The organism is Fibrobacter sp., from assembly GCF_045601785.1.
Classification (GTDB): Bacteria; Fibrobacterota; Fibrobacteria; order Fibrobacterales; family Fibrobacteraceae; genus Fibrobacter.
In genome coordinates, this window is the sequence record NZ_JAZSAF010000044.1 from 13868 (window position 1) to 38158 (window position 24291).

The 24291-nt window shown below is 50.8% G+C and carries 15 protein-coding genes and 1 tRNA gene; 9 read left to right on the forward strand and 7 right to left on the reverse strand.

The window, feature by feature from the left end; translation table 11 throughout:
* Positions 1-9: 9 nt before the first annotated feature.
* The gene (locus tag ACKI61_RS06540) at positions 10-666 is read right to left on the reverse strand and encodes a tyrosine-type recombinase/integrase (protein WP_407456955.1); all 657 of its coding nucleotides are present in this window, start codon (positions 664-666) and stop codon (positions 10-12) included.
* A 610-nt stretch (positions 667-1276) separates the two neighbouring features.
* Here ACKI61_RS06540 and ACKI61_RS06545 point away from each other — a divergent pair.
* From ACKI61_RS06545 to ACKI61_RS06560, 4 genes are read left to right on the forward strand one after another with little or no spacing between them, the layout of a single operon-like run.
* Positions 1277-1846, forward strand: a complete 570-nt coding sequence (locus tag ACKI61_RS06545) for a prepilin-type N-terminal cleavage/methylation domain-containing protein (RefSeq protein WP_407456956.1) — start codon at positions 1277-1279, stop codon at positions 1844-1846.
* An 8-nt stretch (positions 1847-1854) separates the two neighbouring features.
* On the forward strand, positions 1855-2394 hold the full coding sequence (locus ACKI61_RS06550) for a type II secretion system protein (protein WP_407456957.1): 540 nt from the start codon (positions 1855-1857) through the stop codon (positions 2392-2394).
* Positions 2391-3797 (forward strand): type II secretion system protein, encoded by a 1407-nt coding sequence (locus ACKI61_RS06555; RefSeq protein WP_407456958.1) that lies wholly within the window; start codon positions 2391-2393, stop codon positions 3795-3797. Before ACKI61_RS06550 ends, ACKI61_RS06555 begins: the two co-directional genes overlap by 4 nt.
* Positions 3798-3806: 9 nt before the next feature.
* Entirely contained in the window at positions 3807-11537 is a 7731-nt protein-coding gene (locus ACKI61_RS06560) for a hypothetical protein (protein WP_407456959.1), read from the forward strand.
* Positions 11538-11789: 252 nt separating this feature from the next.
* Here the strand turns inward: ACKI61_RS06560 and ACKI61_RS06565 are convergent, their stop codons facing one another.
* From ACKI61_RS06565 to ACKI61_RS06580, 4 genes are all read right to left on the reverse strand, one after another.
* The gene (locus ACKI61_RS06565; RefSeq protein ID WP_407456960.1) at positions 11790-14186 is read right to left on the reverse strand and encodes a beta-ketoacyl synthase N-terminal-like domain-containing protein; all 2397 of its coding nucleotides are present in this window, start codon (positions 14184-14186) and stop codon (positions 11790-11792) included.
* A gap of 44 nt (positions 14187-14230) precedes the next feature.
* Positions 14231-14470, reverse strand: coding sequence for an acyl carrier protein (locus ACKI61_RS06570; RefSeq protein WP_073323094.1), 240 nt, complete (start codon positions 14468-14470; stop codon positions 14231-14233).
* A 108-nt stretch (positions 14471-14578) separates the two neighbouring features.
* A complete protein-coding gene (locus tag ACKI61_RS06575; protein ID WP_407456961.1) occupies positions 14579-15622 on the reverse strand; it encodes a hypothetical protein in 1044 nt (347 codons plus the stop codon).
* 119 nt (positions 15623-15741) lie between these two features.
* Positions 15742-16104 (reverse strand): hypothetical protein, encoded by a 363-nt coding sequence (locus ACKI61_RS06580; RefSeq protein WP_407456962.1) that lies wholly within the window; start codon positions 16102-16104, stop codon positions 15742-15744.
* Between the two features lie 65 nt (positions 16105-16169).
* Here ACKI61_RS06580 and uvrB point away from each other — a divergent pair, with 65 nt between their 5' ends.
* The 5 genes from uvrB (at position 16170) to ACKI61_RS06605 (ending at position 21925) form a co-directional block, all read left to right on the forward strand.
* Positions 16170-18356, forward strand: a complete 2187-nt coding sequence (gene uvrB / locus ACKI61_RS06585) for an excinuclease ABC subunit UvrB (RefSeq protein WP_407456963.1) — start codon at positions 16170-16172, stop codon at positions 18354-18356.
* Positions 18357-18498: 142 nt separating this feature from the next.
* Entirely contained in the window at positions 18499-19572 is a 1074-nt protein-coding gene (locus ACKI61_RS06590) for a hypothetical protein (protein ID WP_407456964.1), read from the forward strand.
* 112 nt (positions 19573-19684) lie between these two features.
* Entirely contained in the window at positions 19685-21319 is a 1635-nt protein-coding gene (gene gpmI, locus ACKI61_RS06595; RefSeq protein WP_407456965.1) for a 2,3-bisphosphoglycerate-independent phosphoglycerate mutase, read from the forward strand.
* A 71-nt stretch (positions 21320-21390) separates the two neighbouring features.
* Positions 21391-21473, forward strand: a tRNA-Leu gene (locus tag ACKI61_RS06600).
* 23 nt (positions 21474-21496) lie between these two features.
* The gene (locus tag ACKI61_RS06605; protein WP_407456966.1) at positions 21497-21925 is read left to right on the forward strand and encodes a hypothetical protein; all 429 of its coding nucleotides are present in this window, start codon (positions 21497-21499) and stop codon (positions 21923-21925) included.
* Between the two features lie 80 nt (positions 21926-22005).
* On the opposite strand, the gene ACKI61_RS06610 is transcribed toward ACKI61_RS06605, so the two are convergent.
* Complete coding sequence (locus ACKI61_RS06610; RefSeq protein ID WP_407456967.1) at positions 22006-22509, reverse strand: hypothetical protein; 504 nt, start codon at positions 22507-22509, stop codon at positions 22006-22008.
* Positions 22510-22515: 6 nt separating this feature from the next.
* Complete coding sequence (gene recJ, locus ACKI61_RS06615) at positions 22516-24291, reverse strand: single-stranded-DNA-specific exonuclease RecJ (RefSeq protein ID WP_407456968.1); 1776 nt, start codon at positions 24289-24291, stop codon at positions 22516-22518.

The following is a 24291-nucleotide window of genomic DNA, read 5'->3' on the forward strand; positions in this document are numbered from 1 at the left end:
CACTAAAAATCAACAATCGATCCATTCCACAAGATCCCTCTGCAACACATGGGTGTACACATCGAGAGTCATTGCGCTTGAACTATGCCGCATCAGCCGCATGGCTATTGGCACGGGGCAACCGTGTGCGGCAAGGTTTGTCGCAAAACTATGTCTGAACTTGTGGTTCGACGCCCAGCCATCAATATGCAGTTTTTTGCAGACCCTACAAAGACTTCGTATGGAACGTTGCTTGCTGATGTGCAACCCGTCTCCGAGAGGCCCGTGCAAGTTCATTTCGTCCGCAAGACGCTTTCCTATTGGCAAAACGGCAGACTTGTCCCCCTTGCCTATAATAAAAATGGCGTTGTCGCGAATGTTTCCGTCTGTGAGATTGGTCGCTTCGTTGATGCGTAAACCGGCGTAGGCCATAAGTGCCCAAAGCATGCGCATGTCTTTGTCGGGAGCCGTTTCGACAATTCGTCGAATCTCGTCGCTGCTCCACGAGTCCCTTATAGGGTGGGCGACCTTTCTGTATTCTATCAGCTTGAACGGCTGGACTTTTTCGACTTTACAGTGTTTATAAACCCAGTTGAGGAAAACTCCGCACATGCGGCAACGATGTCTGGCCGATTTTCCCGACAGCTCCGAATAGTACGCCTGGGCATCTTCTATACTAAACTTCAATGCGTCGGAAATTCCCCTGTTCGTGCACCAGCCAGAAAAATGCGAGAGCACTATGCGATATTGCTCTGCACTATCCTCTTTTAAAGAAGGCCTCTCGCAAAACCTTTTTTGCATGGTGGCAATGTCCATCGACGCCGTTTTTTCCCATGGAAAGGCAAAACGGAGAACCAAAAGTCTTTGAAGGCATTGCTGAGCGACCGACTTTTGGGTCGTTCCTAGTGAACGGTAAACAATGTGCCCGTGGTTATTTTCGCGCAGGTACCAAGTCATTACGCCACGGTATTTGTGGCGCTGGACTATGGACAGGCGAACCCAGGGATCCTTTGGACCATCCCACTGTATGGGTGAACTACTCATAAATACTCTCCAATTGTTTTTTTAGGGGAAAATCAGTGCCGCTCACAACTTTTTTAGCAGTTAGGAAGCCAAAAACACCAAACACTTTTACAAAAAATGTAAAACCCCGCGCTAAAATAGCCAAAAAAGAGGGTGAAACGGGACATTTTATAAATTTTTTGAAACATTTTGCCAAAAAAAATCTATTTTAGTTTCACAGGTGACGGCAAGTGCCGTCCGGTTTATACGGGTAGTACAACAAAACAGAAAGAGTATGCGAGACACAAGACGCAATAAATCGGGCTACACTTTGGTAGAAGTGCTTGTGGTGGTCATCATCATAGGTATTCTTTCGTCGATGGGCGTAGCAGGTCTGCAGGACGCCGTAGCAAACTCCCGCATAAAAGGAGCGGCAGTCAACACGGCGGCGTTCTTGGAACGTGTAGGGAATTTGTCGAAACAACGATCTGATATAATTTGTCTGTCGATTGACCAATCCGATCCACAAACCCTACTCGCACTCAAATCCAAAGGTTCTGACTGTTCGAACGACAATAAGTATGATACAGAAATTTTAGACCACGTCACTATTGATGCGCCCGCCCAGTTTGTCACTATCCATGCTCCATGCAATTATGTCGGTGACGTTGACATGACCGGAAGTGCAAATGCAACATTCAAGCCTCGTTTAGGACTTTCCGCAGTCCCCAATGGAGCCGTATGCATTCAATATGGTTCGGATTTGCGCTTTGGTCTTGCCCGCAAATCATCCACAATAAATACGGTAAAGGCATACTGGAAAATAGGAAACGATAACGGTGCAAGCGGTTGGGACGAACTATAGGTGGTGTTATGGCAATGGTGTGTGGAAACAACTTTGGTAGGCAGGAGGCTCGCGACCGTGCAGGTAGCAAGCGTGGTTTTGGCATTGTTGAAGTGCTTATCGCTGCAGCGGTTCTAGGATTCTTGTATATGGCGGTGCTAAACCTACAAGGCAGTAACCGAGACGCGTTACTGCGAATCCGCGGGCGCGATGGAGCAACCGAAGTGGCACAGAACCTTATTGATTCGCTGAGCGCGCTAGGTGTTGCCAGTCTCACCGACAAGAACCTTCCCAAAACTGCGGAAGGGAACACCAACTATGTCATTCCCATCGACACGATTACCCGTAGCTGGCTGGGTCAGCCTGGTGCCGTGACAAATACAATGACGGTCAAGTATTGGGCAGAAGTTACCGTATCTCCCGATGCAAACTACATTGCAAAAACATCCTCAAAGCTTTTAGGCACAGACAGCGTAGAGCATGTTTACGCAAAACGCCTCGATGTAAAAGTATTCTGGAAATTCAAAAATTCAACGCAGTCCATTACAGTCTCGGGGGTAATCAGATGATGTCTCTCGTAGCACATAAAAAAAACACCTACAACGCAAGAGCGGGCTTCACTTTAATGGAGCTTCTCGTCTATATGGGAATTGTGGGCATAGTAGTGGTAATCGCAGGAGAAGCTTTCAGCAACTCCACAAAATTCCGCATCCGTACGGACAATATGGTTAAGGCAACGCAAGACGCCGAGAATGCGGGAATGTTATTTCAAGGAGACATCGCTCAAATGGGCACCAAAAGTGCCACGGAAAGCGGATTTGCTGCAGCAGGAGCTGCCTACGGCACAAGATTTGGCACTGCACACAACATGGTTTACATGGACCCCGATAACGGAGATTATTCGTCGTACGATGTCGTTACAGGGGAATCCAACACATCAAACGTGACCTTCCGTAGAATCAGCTACGACAACTTAGGACAATACGAAAGAACCGAAGAAATCAACTGGTATGTGTCAGAAAAAAAACTGATGCGCACCTGCAAAGTGATAGAAAAAAAGGCGGGATATGTTGTGCCTATCGGCGACCCTTGTTCTGATGGACTCAATTCTGAACCGATACCGACGGAAATGGTTTCTGGTGTTGAAGAGTTTACGGTCATTCCGGGTATGCCTAACACCACCGTCGACGAGATCAAGGTGTTCCCTTCTAGCGGCGAAACATTTAGGCTTGTTTCTCGCCCTACCGATGATAACTTTGTTAGTCTCAAAACGGCCAATAATCTTGGCGAAACAAATCAGGGCGGAACATCGGCAAAATTATTCCAATTCTACACCAATTACGACAACACAACACAAGACATAAGAGAAGCAGGTGCCATTAGGAGAAACCAGGTTTTTGCCATCAAGGACGAAACTACTGCAGAAACCAATTGGAAATCCCTATGTTCAAATTACGGGAGAATGACCCTGTCCGATTCTTTCGAATATGAAATTTCATTTAACGTGGCCTATCCAGGAACCACGGACCTCAACAGCCAACTGTTTGTTCCGGGTGTTGACCACATGACCGTCGGTTTTCGCGACATCGCTACAGGAAACATTCCCAATAAGCCCGTGAACAACGTGAATGTGACTGCAGTTCAGGATTTTTTCTTTTTCCCTCCCGTAGATGCTAAAGGCGCTGGGAAGCGTGTAATGCGATTCAGACCCACCTATACTGTAAACAACGCATGCCTCGCTTTCACATTTGCATGTTACTCTCCCCTAGTGTCAAAGGGAGCTATAACCATTCAAAATTTAAAAGTCAATAAAATTGCAAGTTCAAGCTATTCCTTTAAAGAAGGAAACATCGCCTTGGCCGACAAAGAAAATGTCAAGGCGGTAAACTTGAAACTGACAGTCAAGAAAGGTGGCGAAACCGGACATGTCGACTTGATTATTTCAACCCCCAGCAATGGGCGTGGCGACTAGGAGAAACTTATGACGAATGATATGCACAAAAAACAGGGCGTCTCGCTTATCGCCGTACTTTTGTTCATGATGGTAGCAACCATTGCGGCTACCGCCACTTGGAAATGGATTACCAGCGAAGGTAAATCTAGTGCAAGCCGCATGTTGCAGAGAGAAGCCTACCAAAGTTCCGTTGCGGGTATTGAAAACGCCCGTGCCTGGATGACCTACCATGCAAATGATGTGGGCGCTTTGATAAAACAATTTATCGACGGAGGAAACGCCCCCATTATTTTGGACAGGAATTTGAGATCGTTTCAGCGGGCCGGACAGAACTACCATGTATGGTTAACCGGTGTAAACACTGAAAACTCCACATACAAGCTCAAAATTTTGTCGCAAGGCGAAGCCCGAAACAGCACCAAGCACACCGAAGTTGCAATATTGAATGTAGACGGTCTGTACCAGGTCAAGGTTCCTTACGAGCAACAACATAGCGTCGTTCCTTTTGATTACAACTATTTCGGCGGTTCCACTTCGAACCACGGCGATGTGTTCGCCAGGTCGATGCTTATTAACGGAAACCTAGAAGGCGGAAACCCTGCAAGCATTGACAGTAACCTTGTCGTCACGGGAAACTTCAAGGTTAGTGGCAACTCCATTGCCGTCCATGGGACAGCCTGTATAGGTGGAAACCTTGATGCAGACAACGGCATTGTCGGCAACGACTTCTATGTAGAAGGAAACATATCCAACCTGAAGATTAGACCCCTTACCGCCAATAAAGGTACAGAGCACATAAACCTGGGCAACAAAATTTACGGAAGTGTGTATGCAAACGGCGACATTGAACAAGCCAACGGAAACCAGGTCATCGACGGAAACCTGACCCTGAACGGCAAGTGGACCACCAACATGAGCGGCTACGACGCTGGTGTTCGCGGAAACCTCTGCGTCGGAGAAAATGGACAGATTTATTTTCCAAATCTTTCGAGGCCGTTCCACGGCGGCGGACAGGTTTGGATGGAGTCCGACTACCCCATTTGGACAGGCGGAAACAACTACAACCACTATGAACGCATCACTTTGGGAAGCAAGGGTAAGGATGTCTATATCAAGACGGGACACCCTTGGAGTGATTACAACACTATGCGAAACAACAACCAGTTCTATGAGCATAAGAGGAATGACGCTGGAGCGCATCCGCTATTTTGTAAAGCAGCTGTTGTGCAAACGCAATGGTGCAATTCAACATCAGCTGTTTGGTGGCAAGGAGGTACATATAAGCCGTATGTAAAATATCTCGAAAGACCAGGACTTTATTATCTCTACAATTGGTCTTCGGAAACCCCCGTTGTTGATTTCGACCAATATACGGATGACTTTTGGAAATGGTGCCGAAACAACAACTGCTCTACGCTAGACGACCATACCGTTATATCGGTCTACAAAGTCAATGGAGAACGTTTTTGGAACAATTACAACGAAAACACATACAATTTTCTCAATTACGAAAACGGAAAGATTACCGGGTCCCCCTATTGCAAAAAAAATTCAACAGGCTTTATGGCATCTGATCAAGATAGATCAAGGCCTTCTTGTGAAGTTGCCCCTTGGTTCAAGGTGGACGGCACCTTCAAAACTCCGATGCCCGAAAATCAACCTACATCACTCACTTGCGCTGAAGCTGTAAAATCCCACTGCGACAGCATCTGGACAAAGCAAACGGGATGCGGAGGAACAGAGTATCTCGTCCCAGATGCGCTCAAGACGGGTATTTCATTCTTTGATGGATTTGCCAACAGGTCCGAATGTGTTGTAGCAGAGCTCAACAAGGATAAGAACCAGTTCGACTTTTCGAAATTCTCCGATTGCTATAGAGAAGCATTGCAGGCCGAAACCAATGGAGCCACATCTACAGAAGTACTTTATAACGATTACCTCGTTATCAGGATTTCATCTAAAAATATATTTACTTCTCCAAAAGGCGAGCTAGAAGGAAAGTTCATTTTCATCTTTGACAATGACTTGGGTGAAATGGTAAAATTACCCCCTACAGAAGAAAATTCCTTTGCATTTCTCTATTTTAAAGACGGCTTGAGCGGAACGATACAGCCCGCCACAGACAACGGCGAATTCAATTACTTCGTTTACACTAAAAACGACATATCGAACGTACTCTTCAACCAAACCGTGCTAAAGGGATCCATCTATGCATCTGTCACAGACGAAGCGACCGGTGTACAGAGTTGCGCCAAGGTTAACGAAATGACTTTCAACAAAGGGATGGAATACAACGAAGCCCTAATTGCCTCACTAACCGAGGCGAGAGTTATCTGCAACAACGACGGTTCTGCTTGCGGTGGTACAGGAGAAGTCGAAGAAACATCCTCTACCAGCACCGAAACCGAAGCCATATCAGTCAACGGTCGAGACCGCTATTACATTTCCATGGCCCCGCAGCTCGGAATAACCGTAGAATCACAATACACGAGTAATGAAACAACCCCTACCGCAGCGGAAGTTTCCTCTGTTGAAAAATCCTTTATTGTTCTACCCCGCGTCATTTACCTACCTTCAGACCCCTATGGAAGGCTAGACGACTATTACAATGTTATTCCCTTGAACGGCTCCGCTCTTTCAAAGGACAGCTTGACAAGCGTCACCTGTACAGGCGGAATCAACACGACCGGCTACCTTTACACCAATACGGCTCTTTCAGCAGGGGTTCATGCATGCGAAGCGAGAGCTAACCAATACACGACAGTGCCTTTCTGGGTTGTCGTTGGTAGTTCCCAACGTGGCGATGCAGAAGTGTACTTTACCGTTCCATCCCAAGAGATGAGTTCAACCGGAACAGCTACAGTCAGTGTAACAGTAAGACCACATGCAACCGACTTCACCTTGAACGTCCTTTGTCCGGATGTGCCAAATAACAACTGGAATTACAGCCAGATAGAAACTCATAAAATTAATAAAGAAGGCAACAGGTGTACATTTTTAATTCCGCAGAACGCCAGCGAGACCACCTATCCACTCTTCAATGTTACTACCACAGGTGCAACCACGGGAACCCTCTACTTTGACTTGCTTGTAGGCGAGCACTACATTCTTTCGAGCCCATACCAGACGGACCTGCACGTTTCTTCAACGGCAACCATAAACAGGATCGAAGCAACTCCGGAAGAGATTTCCAACTTCTGTAGTCAAACCGCAAACGCCGACAAATGCCCAACGGGAACCGACTTTGACAATTGGCCTGAATGTAGCTATACAGGAAAATGGGTGGAGCCGTCCGGCAATTTCATTCCCGAATACATCAACGAGTCCTGGAGTGTACTCGTCGGAGGAACGGGCGACATAACACTTATGGACCGTAGCGCAGGACATTGCGTGGTGATTATTCCAGATGCCGACGACAACAAGCTCGACAAATCTACCATCGAAGCAAATACAGACTACGAGCTTAGGGCAACAGCAAAGGCCAAGTACCACACATTACACGTTGACTTTGCTGGTGAAATCGCGACCGATAAAAATCCAAAAATCAACATACTGGTCAACGGAAGGAGCTCTGTCTGCGAATATTCACACTCCGCAACAAGCCACACCTGCGCAGTTTCCGTATTCGAAAACGAGTCGGTCGAACTGAGCGTAGATAGTACCGACGACAACAATGATGACTTTACAGCATGGTCATGCTCGGGCAATAGTTGCCCCACAACGGACAATGTCTCCAGTAAAATTTATACATCGTTTACAGTATCCGATAACGCGACCGTAGTCAAGGCGCATTTTGGCGAGCACGACAAGCATTGTTTCTTTGAAGAATTCAAGCACGGAACAGTCCGATGCGGAAGCTCCGAAACCGAGTATTGTATTGACAACTGCCACAACAACGAGAACGATGCCGAAGTCTGCCTAGGTGTAGAAGACGCCAAGGGTACATACGCAACTGCAAAATGGCATCTGCTTACGGGCAGCCTGTCCAACATTCTTGTCGAAGCAGGACATATTTCCATAGATAGATCAACAACCAAGGGATTAAACAACGAAACTCCCGGCGTTCGTGTCATAAGCACCGTTTATGCGGGTATCTACGGAACAATGAAAGCTTTGTTCCAGTTGCCGCAGGCTACTGACAGTTACGGCAATCTCTCCGACAACATCGTCAATTCGGGATTTATGTTACATTCCAATTCTACAGGTGACAGCTACTTGATGTTGAACCTGTATGAAAACACCGACGGACATTTAGAAGCGCAGCTTTGCGACGAGAGCAAGCACTGTATTCGTGGAGAGCTCACCAGAGATCGAAACCCTGTGAGCGTTTCTCCATCTTCGATGGTCATGATGAAGGCGACCCTTTTGACAGACAACAGACTTCGCGTTACCGCTTCGACCGAGAACTATTACGGCACTCCCAACGAATACGAACACATTTTTGCACTTTCCACTTTGCCCTCTAGCTACGCAGATCGTGCCCATGAGTTTGTGGGATTTAGCATGGCTGATCCCAACTTCAAACTGTATGGAATCGGTTGGAAAAGCGAAGACTACGATTCAGAATGTTTCGATTCTTATCCTACTGTAAAATGTTCCTTCGCTGCAGTTGCACAAAACGGAATTATTCCGCTCAACACATTGGTGACTCCTTGGATTGGACATTCCGGATGGTACGATTCCAAGACTTGTGAACCACTCTACTACTATTATAATGGTAACGACGCCGGCTGTTCGGGAAATACATGTTCCAACGGCTACACATTTGATGCGGACGGCGCGGGCATACATGGCTATACCGACGCAAATGTAGAACAGAAAACAGCGAAGGCTTGGTTGCATTGTTATGGTTTAAATAATGCGGAAACCCGATGGGCTGAAGAGGGTGCCACGATAGACCAGGCTCATTGTGGCAAGTTCTGGACTGGTGCATTGACTAATTGTGCCGAACATGTAGACCTACTTCCCAGCGGTCAAACAAGCATTTCCAGCGAAGAAGAAATAACGCTAACCTACACTCCAGACAACACCTACAATCTTCGTGAAGCCACATTGAATATCGAGTTGGAAAACCCAGATGGCAACGAAATTGAAATCTGGATGTTCAGTCAGAATGACAGTTGGAGTAATTCGACTTTCAGCAGTCCCTCTGTGCGCGTAACGGGTAATACAGCATCGTTCGATGTAGTCAACTCATTCGCCACCGGCTCCGAAGGTTTCGACCCAGAAAATGTTTCCCAGATTGTCATCAAGAACCATGGTAACACTCCAGTCGTATTGAATGCTCTGACGGCGTCATGTAAGCATGCTGTGGGTGTCGCAAGTTGTGCTGCGGTTTACGAAGAAACCAAATGGGTTATTACAGCACAAATGACCAACCTGACAGATGTAACAAACGCTATGACAATTGCAGCTCATGAAACCAATGTGATAAATGGCACTTATAGCGAATACACTACAAATTCAGAAAAGTCTAATATCACATTTGATGTGGCAGATAATCCATATATTCACCAGGGTGCGTCGTATAAATTCAATGTAAGCGTGACTAACGGGCAAAAAACATACAGCACCGACTGTAGCGTCTCTCCTGACCCGATTGGTTCCATTTCGAGAACTTGCTTGGTTAACCCAACCTCTGTTCAGACGGGCAAGGGAATGCCGCAATTCCAGTTTACCTTAACGGGGTGCCCGACAGCGGGTTGCGCCTACGATATTTATGTAGACGACAACAAGGTTGACGCCCTTTCTGGAACCACGAACGGAACGGTAAAGGTTACGCCCGCTGATTTCAACACCACAGCGGACCCTTTGAGTGTTGCAAGTCATTCTATAAAGGTAAGCGCGCCAAGCAATTCTCAGACGCCCTTTACCGATTGCATCGCTGATTTTACAGTGACGGCAGCAAATGCTATCAGCGACGATGTTGCTACAACCTGTAGTTTCGAAAATGCTTCAATTGATCAGCCTGGTAGAGACGCCTGCGTTAAGGCGAATATATATACAACTAACCTTGATTTACGAAATAGGTCCTATAAACTTATTTCCTCGACAGGCGAAGAAGTAAAGACAGGGAGCCTTGGCGGCGGAAGCGAAGCCACCATTTGTATCAAAGGTGTCGCAACAGCCAAGAGTGATCAATTCACGTTGTATGTAAATGATTTCGGTATATATAAGGCCTCTTGTAATGCAAGTTTGACTGTTGGCTCGCCTGGTTTAACTTGTTCCACCATTAACGAAGGCGGAACGGACAAATTCAAAATAGCCGTGGCTCACCCCTGTGCAAATGATGGTTGTCCGTGGCAACTCAAAAAGACTCATAACTCTACAGTAACGGTCGTTGATGAAGGAACCAATCTTTCTAATAGCGAATATAAAATTCCATATACAGGATATGGCGATTATGTATTGTGGATAAATGATGAAGCGACTGATTGTGCGATAAGTCTTGAAGAACCTGATCCGGCATTTACGTGTCCTACAAATTTGCAGGCAATTGCTGGTAAAGAAAATAATGTTACGATAACGCCGAGTGGTGTGTCTGGCTGTGATAACGGGTGTAGTTATACCATTGCAGGAACAAGTGTGACTAGTAGTACATTTGAATACCACTATGGTGCATTGCCTACATTTACAAATTCTACAACGGCTGTAGGAAATACTGCGACATATGAAGTCAGTTTGACAAATAATAAGACTACCGTAAAGCACGATTGCGAAGTTACATTTGTTGCAGAGTCTGTTACTCCTGTGGATAATCCTGGGATTGTTGCTTGTTACTCTGATGGAAACTATAATTGGGGCTCAAGTAGTGTTAAAATAAAGATTGATAATCACGATGGAACCTATAGCAATAAGTCATATGATATAAAGGATGCTTCGGGCAGCAATAGTCTCGCAACTGGAACGACCGGTACCAACCAACCAATAGAAATTCAAATGAGTTCCTATTATGCGACAGACTCCAAGTTGAGAGTGTTTATCGCTGGTTCGGAAGTGTGTTCTGTAACACCGAGAGTGAAAAAACCTTATTTGAAAGATTGCAAAGCTAATGGTAGCAATAAGGTTCATTTCCAGATAGAACAATGCGACAATAGTAAGTGCAAATACCAAGTGAAAAAAGGTGGAACACCTGTTAACGAGGAAACATATGGTTCTGGTGGAATAGATGTGTCGGTATCTGGCAATGGTTTGTACGTTGTTTGGCTGAATGGAGAGGAAACGTCATGTCGCGTTCCGATCGGCACTACGATGTCGGTTCCCGCTCATTGCTATTTCCCGCAAGCTCGCAAATGGGGTGAACAGGAAAGTCAGTTGAAGATGGATAACCCAGGTCACTTTATGAATGGAAAAACATATGTTGTGAAGGATGCCGCGAATAATATATATGCAGAGAGCAGCAATAACACAAGCAACGATGTTGTTGATATAAACTTGGATAAGAAAACTTATTATGCGACGGATGTCACTTTATATGTGTATGTAGGAACTACTCAATATTGTGCGGTAGAGCCGTTGACGTATGGACCGTATGCATACAATTGCTATATGGAAAGTAATCAAAAATTCAAATTCGGAATAGGCGACTGTGGAAACAACAAGTGCTCATATGTCATTAAACGTGATGGAACTACCGTAAAAACACAAAATAATGTTGGTGAAAGTGGTGGCCATGAGTATAGCGTAAGCGATGCGGGAACCTATGTTCTTTGGTTAAATGGACATGAAACGGGCTGTAGAGCAACAAAAACTCCGTAAAGCAGAATGCCTTAATTTATCACTTTAGGTTCCCCACACAAGGGGAGCCTTTCCTTGTTCCCCACAATCTCGAATTCTCGCACCCCGCCTCGGCGGGGTGTTTTCGTTACACAAAAATCCGGTCCCTTCAGGGGCCGGACTTTCGAATTATACAAGATAAACTTGAAGCCTATTTAGCAGGCAGTTCCATTCGATTTTTTATTCAAGCTCTATGTGCTGTACTTTCGGTACCAAACAATCTCGTCGCTAGTTTTACTTTCCGAACACAACGGCGCTGTAGGAGCCGCCCGCCGCAAAGGAGATCACCAGGACCTTCTTGAGGCCGGCACCGTCAGCCACCTTGCTCGAAATAGTACCATCGGCAGCGATAAAGTAGGCGTTGTCCTTTGCAAGTTCACCGCTCAGGAGCAGGGCCGCTTCGGAGGCGGCGAGAGCGGCAGCCCCCGCACGGCCTTCACCGATGCGCTCCTTGACTTCGAAGAGCGGCATCGTGGCAAGCTTTTCGCCAAAGACGCGCATGAGCGCGCCCTTTTCGATGTCGTCTACCTTCTTGAAGCCGTTCGCAAAGCCGCAAACCGCGTCGATATCGGCAGCAGAGAGTCCTGCATCGGCGAGAGCGTCGTTAATAGCCTTGTCGAGCGCCTCGTCGGAGCCCGAAAGCTTACCGAACTTCACGTTTTTGCGGCCATGGCCGTAGCCGAGCGCATAGCAGTAGACCTTTGCGCCGCGTGCCTTGGCATATTCCTCTTCTTCGAGCAAAATCGACACGGAGCCGTCGCCCACCACGCAGCCTTCTGCACCCGCAAAGGGTGCGACCACGTCACTTGCGGCAAAGTTCAGCTTCTGGGCAAACTCGGTAATCACCGGAATGTTCTCGTCGGTGCCGGTCGCCATCATGGCCTTCTCCTGATCATCGTGGATCACATTCATGGAGTAGCCAATACTATCGAGACCGGAGAGCGGGCCCGTGGTAATGGTGACGCCGTAGCCCTTGATGCCCGAGCAAATGGAAAGGTAGCCGCCCGCCGCGTTGTAAACGGTGTGCGGGAACTTGAACGCGGAACCATTCGCGTTGCCTTCGCGGGCAATGAGTTCTTCAAAGTCGTAGGTGGAACCGAGGCCGCCTTCGCTGGTACCCACGATAATGCCGATGTCCTTCGCATTCTCGTCGGTCACCTTAAAGCCTGCATCTTGCAGTGCGCGCATGCCAGAAACCGTCTGGAGCTGTCCCAGATTGTCGAGCTTGCGGTAAAATGCCATCTTGATGCCCAGTTCCTTGTAGTCATCGAGCGAGATCTTCGAGCAAACCGAGGCCGATTCGGGTTTCTTGCCTGCATTGACGGCATCGAGGTAGGCGGCCTTGCTGTTGCCGAGCGGAGACACGATGCCAAGACCCGTCACGGCGATTTTCTTGTCGCGGGCGGTCTGTGCAGAAACGCTCCCCTGCTCCTTGGAGAAGATAATGCTTGCGTTGGTGCCGCCAAAGGCAACATTGTTGCTCATGACGCACTTGAGAGACTTGCTGCGGGCCTTGTTCTGCACAAAGTCCATCTCGCCCACCTTTTCCTTGAGCGCCTTGGAATCTTCTTCGCTGTAGGGGAAGGTCGGGAGCACCGTATCGGTCGTCAACGCCTTGATGCTGAACACCGCCTCGATTGCACCTGCGGCTCCCAGGCAGTGGCCGGTAAGCACCTTGGTAGAGCTCACGCTCACGGTCGGGTTTTCTTCACCAAAGAAGCTCTTGAAGGCGGTCATTTCGGCATAGTCGTTCTTGCCAGTACCGGTACCGTGGGCATTCACGTAGCCAATGTCGGACTTCTGGATGCCGGAATTCTTGACGGCACGGTTCATGGCCTCGATCAGGCAAAGGGCATCTTCGCGGGGGGCCGTAATGTGGTTAGCATCACTTGTAACACCGGAGCCGAGCACTTCGCAGTACTGCTTAGCGCCACGCTTCTGGGCGTGCTCGTAAGATTCCACGATGACCACGCCAGCGCCTTCGCCGAGCGTAATGCCGTTGCAGTGGTTGAACGGGGAGCAGCCATTTTCGTCGAGGGCATGCAGCGAAAGGAATCCGGAATAAGGCACCGCCGCAAAGGAATCGGCGCCGCCCGCCACGACCACGTCGGCCTTGCCGGCACGTATCAAGTCGCAGGCAAGCGCAATCGAGATGGTGCCTGCCGCACAGGCGTTCGCCACGTTGGTGACAATGCCACCGGCACCGCAGGTTTCAGCGACCTGAGATGCAATGGATGCGATGGGCATCTTGGGGATGTCAGCGGCTTCCTTTGCGCCCTGATGATAATGTTCAATCGAAATGACACCGCCCACGCAGCTACCGATAATGACACTCACGCGCTGGTCGTCGTTGAATTTACCGAGCCCCGCATCGGCCAACGCTTCGTTTGCAGCCTTGATGCAGAGTTTGGAGACGCGGTCCTTTTCTTCGGGGGCGTCTATTTCGTCCAAGGAATCGCAGTTGACTTCGGCAGCCAAGTCTGCGTAGCAGTTCTTGGTATCGACAGAAGTCGTCTTATGGATACCAGAAACTGATTCCAGTGCATTTTTCCAGGTTTCTTCAACATTGTTACCGACGGCACAAATAACGCCCAGACCGGTAACTACACAGCGGTTGTCATTAGGGGTCATATTTCTTTCCAATAAAAAAATCCCCCGCACGGGAGCCTTAAAAACTAAGCCTTGTGGGATTCGATGTAAGCAGCGATGGTATCGATGCTCTGGAAGTTTTCCTTGGCAACACCCGTCATCGATACGCCAAAGTTGCTATCGACGAAGGAGATGATTTCAAGGGAATCCACGGAATCAAGACCGATTTCTTCGCCAAAAAGCGGAGTGTCGAACTGGAGCACGTCGCCATCGACGCCGAGGTCGGACATAAAGAAGGCCTTGAGTTTTTCTTTCATTTCGTTCATTTTTTTACCTCATAACTTTTTTTGAGCCAAAGATAAAAAAAAACAAGAAAAATGTTTCCGAAAATCTTACAAATGCGACATATTGGCGAAAAAAAGGGACAAAATGCACTAAAAAGCCTGTCTCACGTAGAAAGAGAGCCCCAAATGGTCAAAATCCACCCACGAAAAATCGGCGCGGGCAAAGAGATTCTGCTTCAAGTTCAACCCGAGAAGGGCGCCCGCCCCCACAGACCTGTGCCAGTCATTGCGAACAAGTTCACTAAAATAGCGCCCTGACTTGCCGCCTTCAAAAAACACATGGCTCCCCAGACGCCACCAAATAAACTGGCGAACTTCGGCCTGAACAATGACTGCCTGTTTGTCACCGAAATAAAGGCTTTCTACGCCGCGGAAACGGCAAATTCCATCGGGCCCGGCCAGCATGTCAAAGGGAACATCGCCATCGGCGCGCTGCCACAGAAACCCGAGCGCCACCGTCGTCGTTGGGGTCAGGGTTGAATAGCCGCGCAGGTCCAGCATCTCGACATCGAAGGTGTAGTCACCAAAATGGTCGTTATAGAACATCTGCTGCCACTGCGCCAAGTAGCCGTGGCGAGTCCAGTTGATGTTGTCGCGGGTGTCTAATCCAAGCAGGTAGCCCGCCCCGTTGCGCCAGCCCGAATGCGAGTCCGGAAGGTCCGTTATGTCGCCTTCCTCGAACTCGATGTCCGAATTTTCCACATGGACCTCGATACCGTACTTGAACTGCGGCGGCAGGCCTATGCGCGACTCGATTCGCGTACCGAGCTGGAACTTTTTGCGAGTAAAATTGGTGTAGCGATCAAAGTCGGGGTCGTTTCCACGGCCATAATAGCCCGCAATCCAATCCTGATACTTGAGAAGCCCCCAGATGCTCACCTGGTCATGGAACAAATAATAGTAGGGTTCCAACGCCAACTGCAGCTGGCCGCGGGTCGAGCCGTATGCGGTAAGGCCAATTTCGGGGACAAGGCCGTCCGCCTGGTCGGGGCGCAGAAAGAACAGCGACATTACGCCAACCTGGAACTCGGTTTCTTCGGTGTAGCCAAGAATCGGAACCACCGAGTAGCGCTGAAAATCGTCCTTGGATTCACCTTGGGATACCCCCTCTGCAAAAGCGAGAGTGCATAACACACAAAGTAATGTAACGAGACGACATAAAAACATTGCATATAAAGATAGAAAACAAGCGGTGATGCCGGAACGAGTCCGGCAAGACATGATTCACTCAAAAAGGCCCTAAATAATAGACTCTATCGAGATTCTTTCTTTTGCGAGACAAGAGTTCCATTATTGTATTCGCAGGTAAAGCAGTCCGAAGCGACAACCTCGTAATCGGAGCCGCCGTTGAACACGTTCAGCAGTCCGTATTCTTCGTGGAGCTTCGACAGGCGCACCCGACATCCAAATTCCAGCGAGAGTCCGCGGCAAATGTTTGCCACTTCTTCGTCGGAAAGGGCGGCCACCTTGGCCTTATCTAAAGGAACGATGGAATATTCAGACGATCCACCTACGGGTTCAAGGGAAAAGCAGAAGCCATTGACTTCTTGACTTTGGGGAACGTTTCCCTGACAGCGGGTCCAAACCTTTCCCGTAAGACTGTACTCGTGATCCATGGTGCAAATTTACTATTTTTTGCGAGAACAGGAGATGCCCGCCTACGCGGGCATGACATCAGCGAATGGCACGCGCACGCAAGACAATTACACCCGACCCGTATGCGAAACCGATAGCGAAACCGCTACCGCCCGAGCAGAGTTTGCCGGGGAAGTTAAAGCAGTTCCAGTCGCCGACCCGCGCGAACTTCGAACTCGTGAGCCCTTACGGGGCGGCGGGCGACCAGCCGAAGGCCATCGAAGAACTCACCCGAGGTTTCAAAGAAGGTGAACAGTTCCAGACGCTGCTTGGCGTCACAGGTTCCGGCAAGACATTCACCATGGCGAACGTCATCAAGAACGTGGGCAAGCCGACGCTGATTCTCACTCACAACAAGACGCTGGCGGCGCAGCTCTACCAGGAATTCAAGGCGTTTTTCCCCCACAATGCGGTGGAATACTTCGTGAGCTATTACGATTACTTCCAGCCCGAAGCCTACATTCCGCACACGGACACCTTCATCGAGAAGGATGCCAGCATCAACGACGAGATTGACAAGCTCCGCCTGCGCGCCACCGCGAACTTGCTCACCCGCCGCGACGTGATTATCGTTGCATCCGTAAGCTGCATCTACGGTTTGGGCAGCCCGAGCGAATATTTTGATTTGATGGTGCGCATCAAGAAGGGTGACGTTTACGACCGCGACAAGATTCTGCACGATTTGGTGCGCATCCAATACACGAGAAACGATTTCAGTCTGGAACGTGGCAGCTTCCGCGTGCACGGCGACGTGATCGAGATTCACCCGAGCTACGACGAAGAAGGCCTGCGAATCGAACTTTTCGGCGACGAGGTGGACAGGCTCGTTCGCTTCAACATCATTACCGGCGAAGTCACTCAGGAAATGGATGAGATGACCATCGCTCCGGCAAAGCACTTTGTGACCAAGGAAGAAGGCCGCGCAGGAATTTTGCAGCGCATGCAAGTGGAACTGACCGAGCGCCTTGCGGAACTGGACAAGGAAGGCAAGGTGCTGGAATCGGCCCGCCTTTCGAGCCGCACCCGCTACGACATGGAAATGATTCGCGAGACAGGCATGTGCAGCGGCATCGAGAACTACTCCCGCATTATCGAGAACCGCGCCCCGGGTACGCGCCCGTTTACGCTCATCGATTACTTCGGCGACGACTGGCTTTTGATGGTGGATGAATCCCACGTGAGTATTCCGCAGGTGGGCGGCATGGCCGAAGGCGATAAGAGCCGCAAGACGACGCTTGTGCAGTACGGGTTCCGCCTCCCCTGCGCCTTGGACAACCGCCCGATGAACTTCGCCGAATTCGAGTTCATGTACCCGAAGCAGGTGCTCTTCGTGAGTGCCACCCCCGGCGATTACGAACTTACCAAGACGGGCGGCGTGGTTACCGAACAAATTAACAGGCCCACTGGACTTCTGGACCCGAAAATCGAGATGTTCCCTATCAAGGGGCAGATGGACGTGCTCCTATACCGCATCGAGGAAGTCGTCAAGAACGGCGACCGCGTGCTGGTGACGACCCTCACCAAGAAGATGGCGCAGGACCTTACCGACTTCTTCGTGGAAGCGGGCATCCGCGCGCGTTACCTGCACAGCGACATCAAGACGCTGGAACGCCACGAACTCATCCGGGGCTTGCGTACCGGAGAGTTCGACGTGCTCGTGGGCATCAACCTGCTGCGCGAAGGCCTGGACCTGCCCGAAGTGAGCATGGTCGCGATTCTCGATGCCGACAAGGAAGGATTCCTGCGCAACTACCGCAGCTTAATCCAGACGATGGGCCGCGCAAGCCGTAACGTGAACGGCACCGTACTGCTTTTTGCCGACAACATGACCGACAGCCTGGAAAAGGCCGTCACCGAAACTGCCCGCCGCAGGGCCGTGCAGGAAGAATTCAACAAGGAACACGGCATTACGCCGAAGTCCGTGACCCGCAAGCTAGAAGACGACCTGAGGATTGCGGATCCCCTTGGAATCGACGGTGACGATTCCGTCGACGAGGACTGGGAAGACGACGGCAACGGCATCCGGCCGATGGAACCGCTACAGCCGAGCAGCAAGACGAAGAAGAAAAACTCCAGAAAGGGAATGGTGATGCCGCAACAAGTGCGGCATGACAAGTCCGCATCCAGCCAGCAGAACATCGAAGACCTGGAGCGCCAGATGAAGGAAGCCGCCGCACGACTCGACTTCGAAGAAGCGGCACGCCTCCGCGACATCATCCGCGGTATGAAATAGATTTGAACTGCCCAAAAACGCTTTTTGGGGACAAAAAACGCGTTTTTAGCCGCTTTTTGCCAAATTTTACACTTTTTCGTTTGCTTTTTAGCCCATTTTTGTTTATTTTCAAGGGCAGAAAACTTTATAAGAGGAAATCATCATGAATTTTGCAAAGAAACTGTTCCTAGGTTCCGTCGTTGCAATGAGCTCCTTCGGTCTCATTGCCTGCGGCGACAGCAGCTCCAGCAGCGGTACTGAAGATCAGGACCAGCCGGAAAACATCGTGGTCCCGACCCAGAAGGATGCAAGCATCACCGCTGTCGATCTCGGCTCCAGACTTTCTGCATACACGATGCGCTTTACGGGTCGTTTCGACATTAACCTCACAGACGCATCCCTGGACACCCTCGAAACACGTGACCAGATTCAGTTCACAAAGATTACCTTTTCTGTGGGCAAGGGCAACGACATCAACAACATGCCGCCCGTCAATGTGAATGTCCAGTCCAACCCGATTCAGTTCCCCTCCGGAAATGTCATCGACCTGAACTCCCAGAGTTCTGCATTCGTCCAAATTGATATGAACGACCCGGGCTTCACCGAATGCGGCATCTATAGCCTTATCGTGACGGTGAACGCCAGCGACGATCCGGTCAACGCACCCGAAAAGTTCTCTAGAACCGAAGTCATTTCGTTCGACCGTGTGGCAGCTCAGTTCTGCCGCGAACCGGAATCCTCTTCTGGCACCGAACCGGTCAAGCAGGAAGTCACTATGACATCCTGTGTCATCGAAGGTCTTTCCACCAATCTAGCTCCGGGCATCAACATCGCTACCTGCCAGCCCGCAGACGCAGCCACGGCCGACATCGTCTTTGCCAAGGCAGGCACAAGGGATGAACCCGACATGAGCGTCTCTGGAAACAACGGCATGGTTTTTGTTGATCTTTCCAACAACCGCGACGCCAACTATGAGGACGACTATGAAGTCGATTCCTGGCCGGAAGTGGTCAACAACCGCGATGCCTATGCATCTGACTTTAAGCTTGCTGCTATCGAAAAGCAGTCCATTGGCGCCCTGATCGAAAACTTCAGCACCATCTATGTCGCAAAGAATCCGGCCATCTACAATGCTACAACCGGCGCTGGCATGTATCCGTTCGCCATCATCGACTACAAGGAAGCCAACAACGGTGACTTCAACTTCACCGTGAAACTCTACAAGGCCGCCCAGTAATAGGCTTCTGACCTAGTCTAAGCTTGTTTTAAGGACTCCCCGTACACACGGGGAGTTTTTTTGTGTTCTAAAAAAAGCTATCTTTACGCCCGTAATTTAACAGGAGTAAACTATGCTCAAGAAGCTTTCCAATTTCCCCGGCATCAAGGGACCGGTCGTAACCATCGTGATGGATGGTTTTGGTATCACCGATAAGGTCGAAGGTAACGCCATCAAGGCTGCCCGCACCCCGACTCTCGACAACCTCTTCAAGATGTACCCGAACGTTCTCTTGAAGGCCCACGGTCGCGCCGTCGGTATGCCGACCAACGAAGACATGGGTAACTCCGAAGTGGGCCACAACGCCATCGGTGCGGGCCAGGTGTACAACCAGGGTGCCGCCCTCGTGCAAGACGCCATCGTCTCTGGCGACATCTTCGGCCGCGACGCCTGGAAGGAAATCGCCGAGAACGTTCGCGCCAAGAACACCGTGCTCCACTTCATCGGCCTCTTCAGCGACGGCAACGTCCACTCCAACATTAGCCACCTCAAGGCCATGGTCGCCCAGGCCAAGAAGGAAGGCCTGAAGAAGGTCCGCGTGCACATCTTGCTCGACGGTCGTGACGTTCCGGAAACCTCCGCCCTCGATTACGTCGGCCCGTTCGAAAAGTTCCTCGACGAACTCCGCTCTCCGGAATTCGACGTCTGCATTGCTAGCGGCGGTGGCCGTATGCAGATTACCATGGACCGTTACAACGCTAACTGGAAGATGGTGGAGCTCGGCTGGAAGACCCACGTGCTGGGCGAAGGCCGCTACTTCGACAACGCTACGCAGGCTATCGAAACCCTCCGTGGCGAAACCAAGGCTATTGACCAGGACCTGCCCCCGTTCGTGATTGCAAAGGACGGCGCTCCGGTCGGCACCATCAACGACGGCGACTCTGTGGTGTTCTTCAACTTCCGTGGCGACCGCGCCATCGAAATCACCCGCGCCTTCGAAGAAGAATCCTTCAACGAATTTGACCGCAAGCGCTTCCCGCATGTGTGCTACGCCGGCATGCTCCAGTACGACGGCGACCTCAAGCTCCCGAACCGCTTCTTGGTGCCGCCTCCGGCCATCAAGGAAACCAGCGGCGAATGGCTTTCCGAAACGGGCGTCAAGCAGTTCGCCTGCTCCGAAACGCAGAAGTACGGCCACGTGACCTACTTCTGGAACGGTAACCGTTCCAGCAAGTTCGACGGCGAAACCTACCTGGAAATCGAATCTGACGTTGTTCCGTTCGAACGGCGCCCGTGGATGAAGGCTGCCGAAATCACCGACGCCATGATCGAAGCCTTGAAGAGCGGCAAGTACCAGACGCTCCGCTGCAACTTCCCGAACGGCGACATGGTGGGCCACACGGGTAGCTTCCGCGCTGCTACGATGGCTATCGAAGCCGTGGATATCGGCCTTGCACGTCTCCTCCCGGTGATTGACGCCCTCGGTGGTGTCGCCATCATCACGGCTGACCACGGTAACGCCGACGAAATGTACGAAATCGACAAGAAGACCGGCATGCCGAAGGTCAACAAGGACGGCACCTTCAAGGCAAAGACCAGCCACACGCTCAACAAGGTGCCCTGCATCCTTTACGATAACGTAACCGGCGGCAAGCTCGGCCTCAAGGAAGGCGACTGGGGTCTTTCCAACATCGCTGCTACGACGGCCAACCTCCTGGGCCTCGAAAAGCACGAGGCTTGGGACGACTCGATGCTCATCATCAAGTAAGAGCCGCGCGACAATCCATTAAAAAGGAGCCCGCACGGGTTCCTTTTTTGCTATATTTAGACCACGCCCGAGCCCGGGTGGTGGAATGGTAGACACTGGGGACTTAAAATCCCTTGGGGGCAACCTCGTGCGGGTTCAAGTCCCGCCCCGGGCACTAGGCTTTAACTCGGAGTCCCTATGATCGAATTCTATCCGAACAGCATCTATTACCCACGCGAAGCCGTCGAAGAAAAGCTCGCCAAGGGCGAACTCGCACGCACAGAAAAGCATCTGATGGGCTGGACCGAGCGCCACCGTGGAGAAATCTGGGACTGTGCCAGGGAAGACTCCGACAACCCGACCGACGAGATTCTTCTGGACAACCTGCGCGCCCTCTTGCTCTGCAAAGGTTCGCTGCAGCCTGCCGCCGAAATGGGCGACATGATCCGGGAAATCAAGAAGGAAGAATGGTACCGTAACGAGTCCCACCACGAAGACCCCGAAGAGGTGGCCGAGGAATGGCGTGCGAAGTACTTGGTAAAGTGGCGCGAAGCCCGCATGTTCGAAGCTTTCATCTTGATCGAGAAGCGCTCCGAGCAACTCCTTGCGATTCTAAAGAACAAGTAAATAAATGGTGATGCCGGAACAAGTCCGGCATGACAGACTAGGACGGCTTTAAGTCCGGCATGACAGACTAGGACGGCTTTTTAGCGGTCTTTCCAGACGACGGGCACCCAGACAACGAGGCGCCCTTTTTCGCTACGAGGGTAGCGCCAATAGGTCTGAATCTGCGAAAGCACCAGGCTCTGAAAATCCTTGTCGTCGATGTTGCTGAAAAGGATTTCTGGCGTGAACACGCCGAGTGAATCGAGCGTGAGTCGTATGCCCATCATCACGTTCCCGCTTTCCTGCTTGCCCTTGCGCGACCGGTGCGACTTGAAGTAGGAACTTGACGCAAAATGAAGCCCCGCCGCACGGCCCTGCAGAAACCGTTCGAACTTCAACAGGTCCCGACCCGCTGAATTATCGAGCACATAGATGTCGTCCAGCGAAGGCATCACGACACGGCCCGTAAAGGACTGCTGCGATTCTGGTTCCGGGACTGGCTCCACGGAAACGACCGGAGTATACTGGTGAATCTGCGAAAGGATAAAGAGTAGCCCCGCAAAAGCAAGGACCAAAAAGATGATTGGCAAGTCTCGCAGGTGCATGGTAAACTAGTTCCCTTCGGAAGAAGTTTCGGTGTAAGGTTCAATGGCCTTGATGCAGAGCTGCAGGGATTTCTTGTCGTTGAAGTAATTCCAGGTGGGTTCAAAAATGACCGAGACCGGTTTGGAAAGCAGGTTCTTGTATTTGCGAAGCCCAAAGCCAATGGCAGGGAACACGCGGCTGCCTGCCTGAGAAATGTCCATCTGCAGGTGGCCACCCTTGAGTTCACGAAGGCGATGCACCTTGATGTTGTCGGCGCGGAAAACCGGATACGGGAAATTGCCGCTGAAAGGTTCAAGCAGGTCGATAAAGTCGAGCACCGAGATTAGCTGGTTCTTTTTGGCGTTCTCATGGACCGGCATGTACTGCGACGAATCGACAATGAGTTCGTTCAGCGAAACGCAGATGTCGTAGGAATAAGGTTCCGTGGCGACTTCCTCTTCGCCGGTGTAGTTCTGACTTTGCGCAGAAGCCGCGAGCCTAGTTCTCAGTTCGTCGATCTTGTCTGCTGCAAGAGAGAAGCCCGCCGCGTTGGCGTGGCCGCCCCAGCGGTCAAAGAGATCCCTCGATTCAAAAAGAGCCTTGTGCCAGTTGAAGCCCGGAACGGCGCGGGCACTCGCATGAGCCATGCCGTCCTTAATCGAAAGCACCGCAGTCGGGCGGTGGTATTCCTGCGCAAGCTTTGCCGCGACAATGCCGATGACTCCCACATGCCAGTCGTTGCCCGCGACCACAATGACCGTCGGGAGCGTGTCACCGTACATGGCCTTCATCTGGGCTTGCGCCATATCGGTGATTTCAGCTTCTTTCTGCTTGCGCTTGCTGTTCCATTCGCGCAGTTCCGCCATCAAGGCATTCGCCGTCGCCATGTTCGGGCTTAGCAGCAGCTTGAGTGCCGGGTCGGGGCGTTCCATGCGGCCAGGCGCATTCAAGAGCGGAGCAAACTTGTACATCACATCGATGCCGCCCACGCTACCGTGGCGTTTCATAAGGTCGCCATACATTTCCTGGAGGCCAGGCCAGCAACTACATTCGATGGACTTGAGACCGCACTTGGTAAACACCCTGTTTTCTGGCGTCATCCGCACCAGATCGGCTAAGGTTCCAAGAGCAACAAGGTCCAAGAACTTTGTCGGTTCCGGCATCGAAAGGCGCGAATACACGGCGCAGATAAACTTATAGGAGACGCCGACGCCGCAGAGTTCCGGATTCGGATAGGTATCACCCTCTTGGTGCGGATCCAGCAGAACATCGCAATCGGGAAGTCCATCGCCCGAAGGCTGGTGGTGGTCGATGACCAGGATAGACATTCCCAGCTGCTTTGCTAGCGCGATTTCGGCATTCGCAGTAATACCCGTATCCACCGTAATAACATAACGGGCTCCCGCCTGGTGCATCTCTTCGACAGCCGATGCGGAAAGCCCGTAGCCATCGCCAAAGCGGTTCGGAAGCCGCCAATCGGATTCAATCCCCAGTTCCGCTAAAGCGCGCGTCATGAGCGTCACGGCAGACATTCCGTCCAGGTCGTAATCGCCAAACACAAAGACCTTTTCATGGCGGTCGCGGACATCCAGAAGCCATTCAACAGCCGATTCCATGCCCTTGATCAGAAAAGGATCGAGTACGTCGCCCGCATTGCCGCAAAGCATGCGGTGAGCCTCGGAAATGGAGCTCACACCACGGGAAACCAAGAACCGCGCCACCACATGGGGAATGCGCAGGCTCGCAGACATTGCCGATGCGAGTCGTTCGTTCAAGGTTTTTTCTGCCGCAGGGAGTTCCAT

Bases quoted from the DNA above. Each gene is read 5' to 3' on its own strand.
- ACKI61_RS06545 (WP_407456956.1), top strand. From the start codon at position 1,277: ATGCGAGACACAAGACGCAATAAATCGGGCTACACTTTGGTAGAAGTG.
- ACKI61_RS06550 (WP_407456957.1), top strand. From the start codon at position 1,855: ATGGCAATGGTGTGTGGAAACAACTTTGGTAGGCAGGAGGCTCGCGAC.
- ACKI61_RS06555 (WP_407456958.1), top strand. From the start codon at position 2,391: ATGATGTCTCTCGTAGCACATAAAAAAAACACCTACAACGCAAGAGCG.
- ACKI61_RS06560 (WP_407456959.1), top strand. From the start codon at position 3,807: ATGACGAATGATATGCACAAAAAACAGGGCGTCTCGCTTATCGCCGTA.
- ACKI61_RS06565 (WP_407456960.1), bottom strand. From the start codon at position 14,186: ATGACCCCTAATGACAACCGCTGTGTAGTTACCGGTCTGGGCGTTATT.
- ACKI61_RS06570 (WP_073323094.1), bottom strand. From the start codon at position 14,470: ATGAACGAAATGAAAGAAAAACTCAAGGCCTTCTTTATGTCCGACCTC.
- ACKI61_RS06580 (WP_407456962.1), bottom strand. From the start codon at position 16,104: ATGGATCACGAGTACAGTCTTACGGGAAAGGTTTGGACCCGCTGTCAG.
- uvrB (WP_407456963.1), top strand. From the start codon at position 16,170: ATGGCACGCGCACGCAAGACAATTACACCCGACCCGTATGCGAAACCG.
- ACKI61_RS06590 (WP_407456964.1), top strand. From the start codon at position 18,499: ATGAATTTTGCAAAGAAACTGTTCCTAGGTTCCGTCGTTGCAATGAGC.
- gpmI (WP_407456965.1), top strand. From the start codon at position 19,685: ATGCTCAAGAAGCTTTCCAATTTCCCCGGCATCAAGGGACCGGTCGTA.
- ACKI61_RS06605 (WP_407456966.1), top strand. From the start codon at position 21,497: ATGATCGAATTCTATCCGAACAGCATCTATTACCCACGCGAAGCCGTC.
- ACKI61_RS06610 (WP_407456967.1), bottom strand. From the start codon at position 22,509: ATGCACCTGCGAGACTTGCCAATCATCTTTTTGGTCCTTGCTTTTGCG.
- recJ (WP_407456968.1), bottom strand. From the start codon at position 24,291: ATGGAACTCCCTGCGGCAGAAAAAACCTTGAACGAACGACTCGCATCG.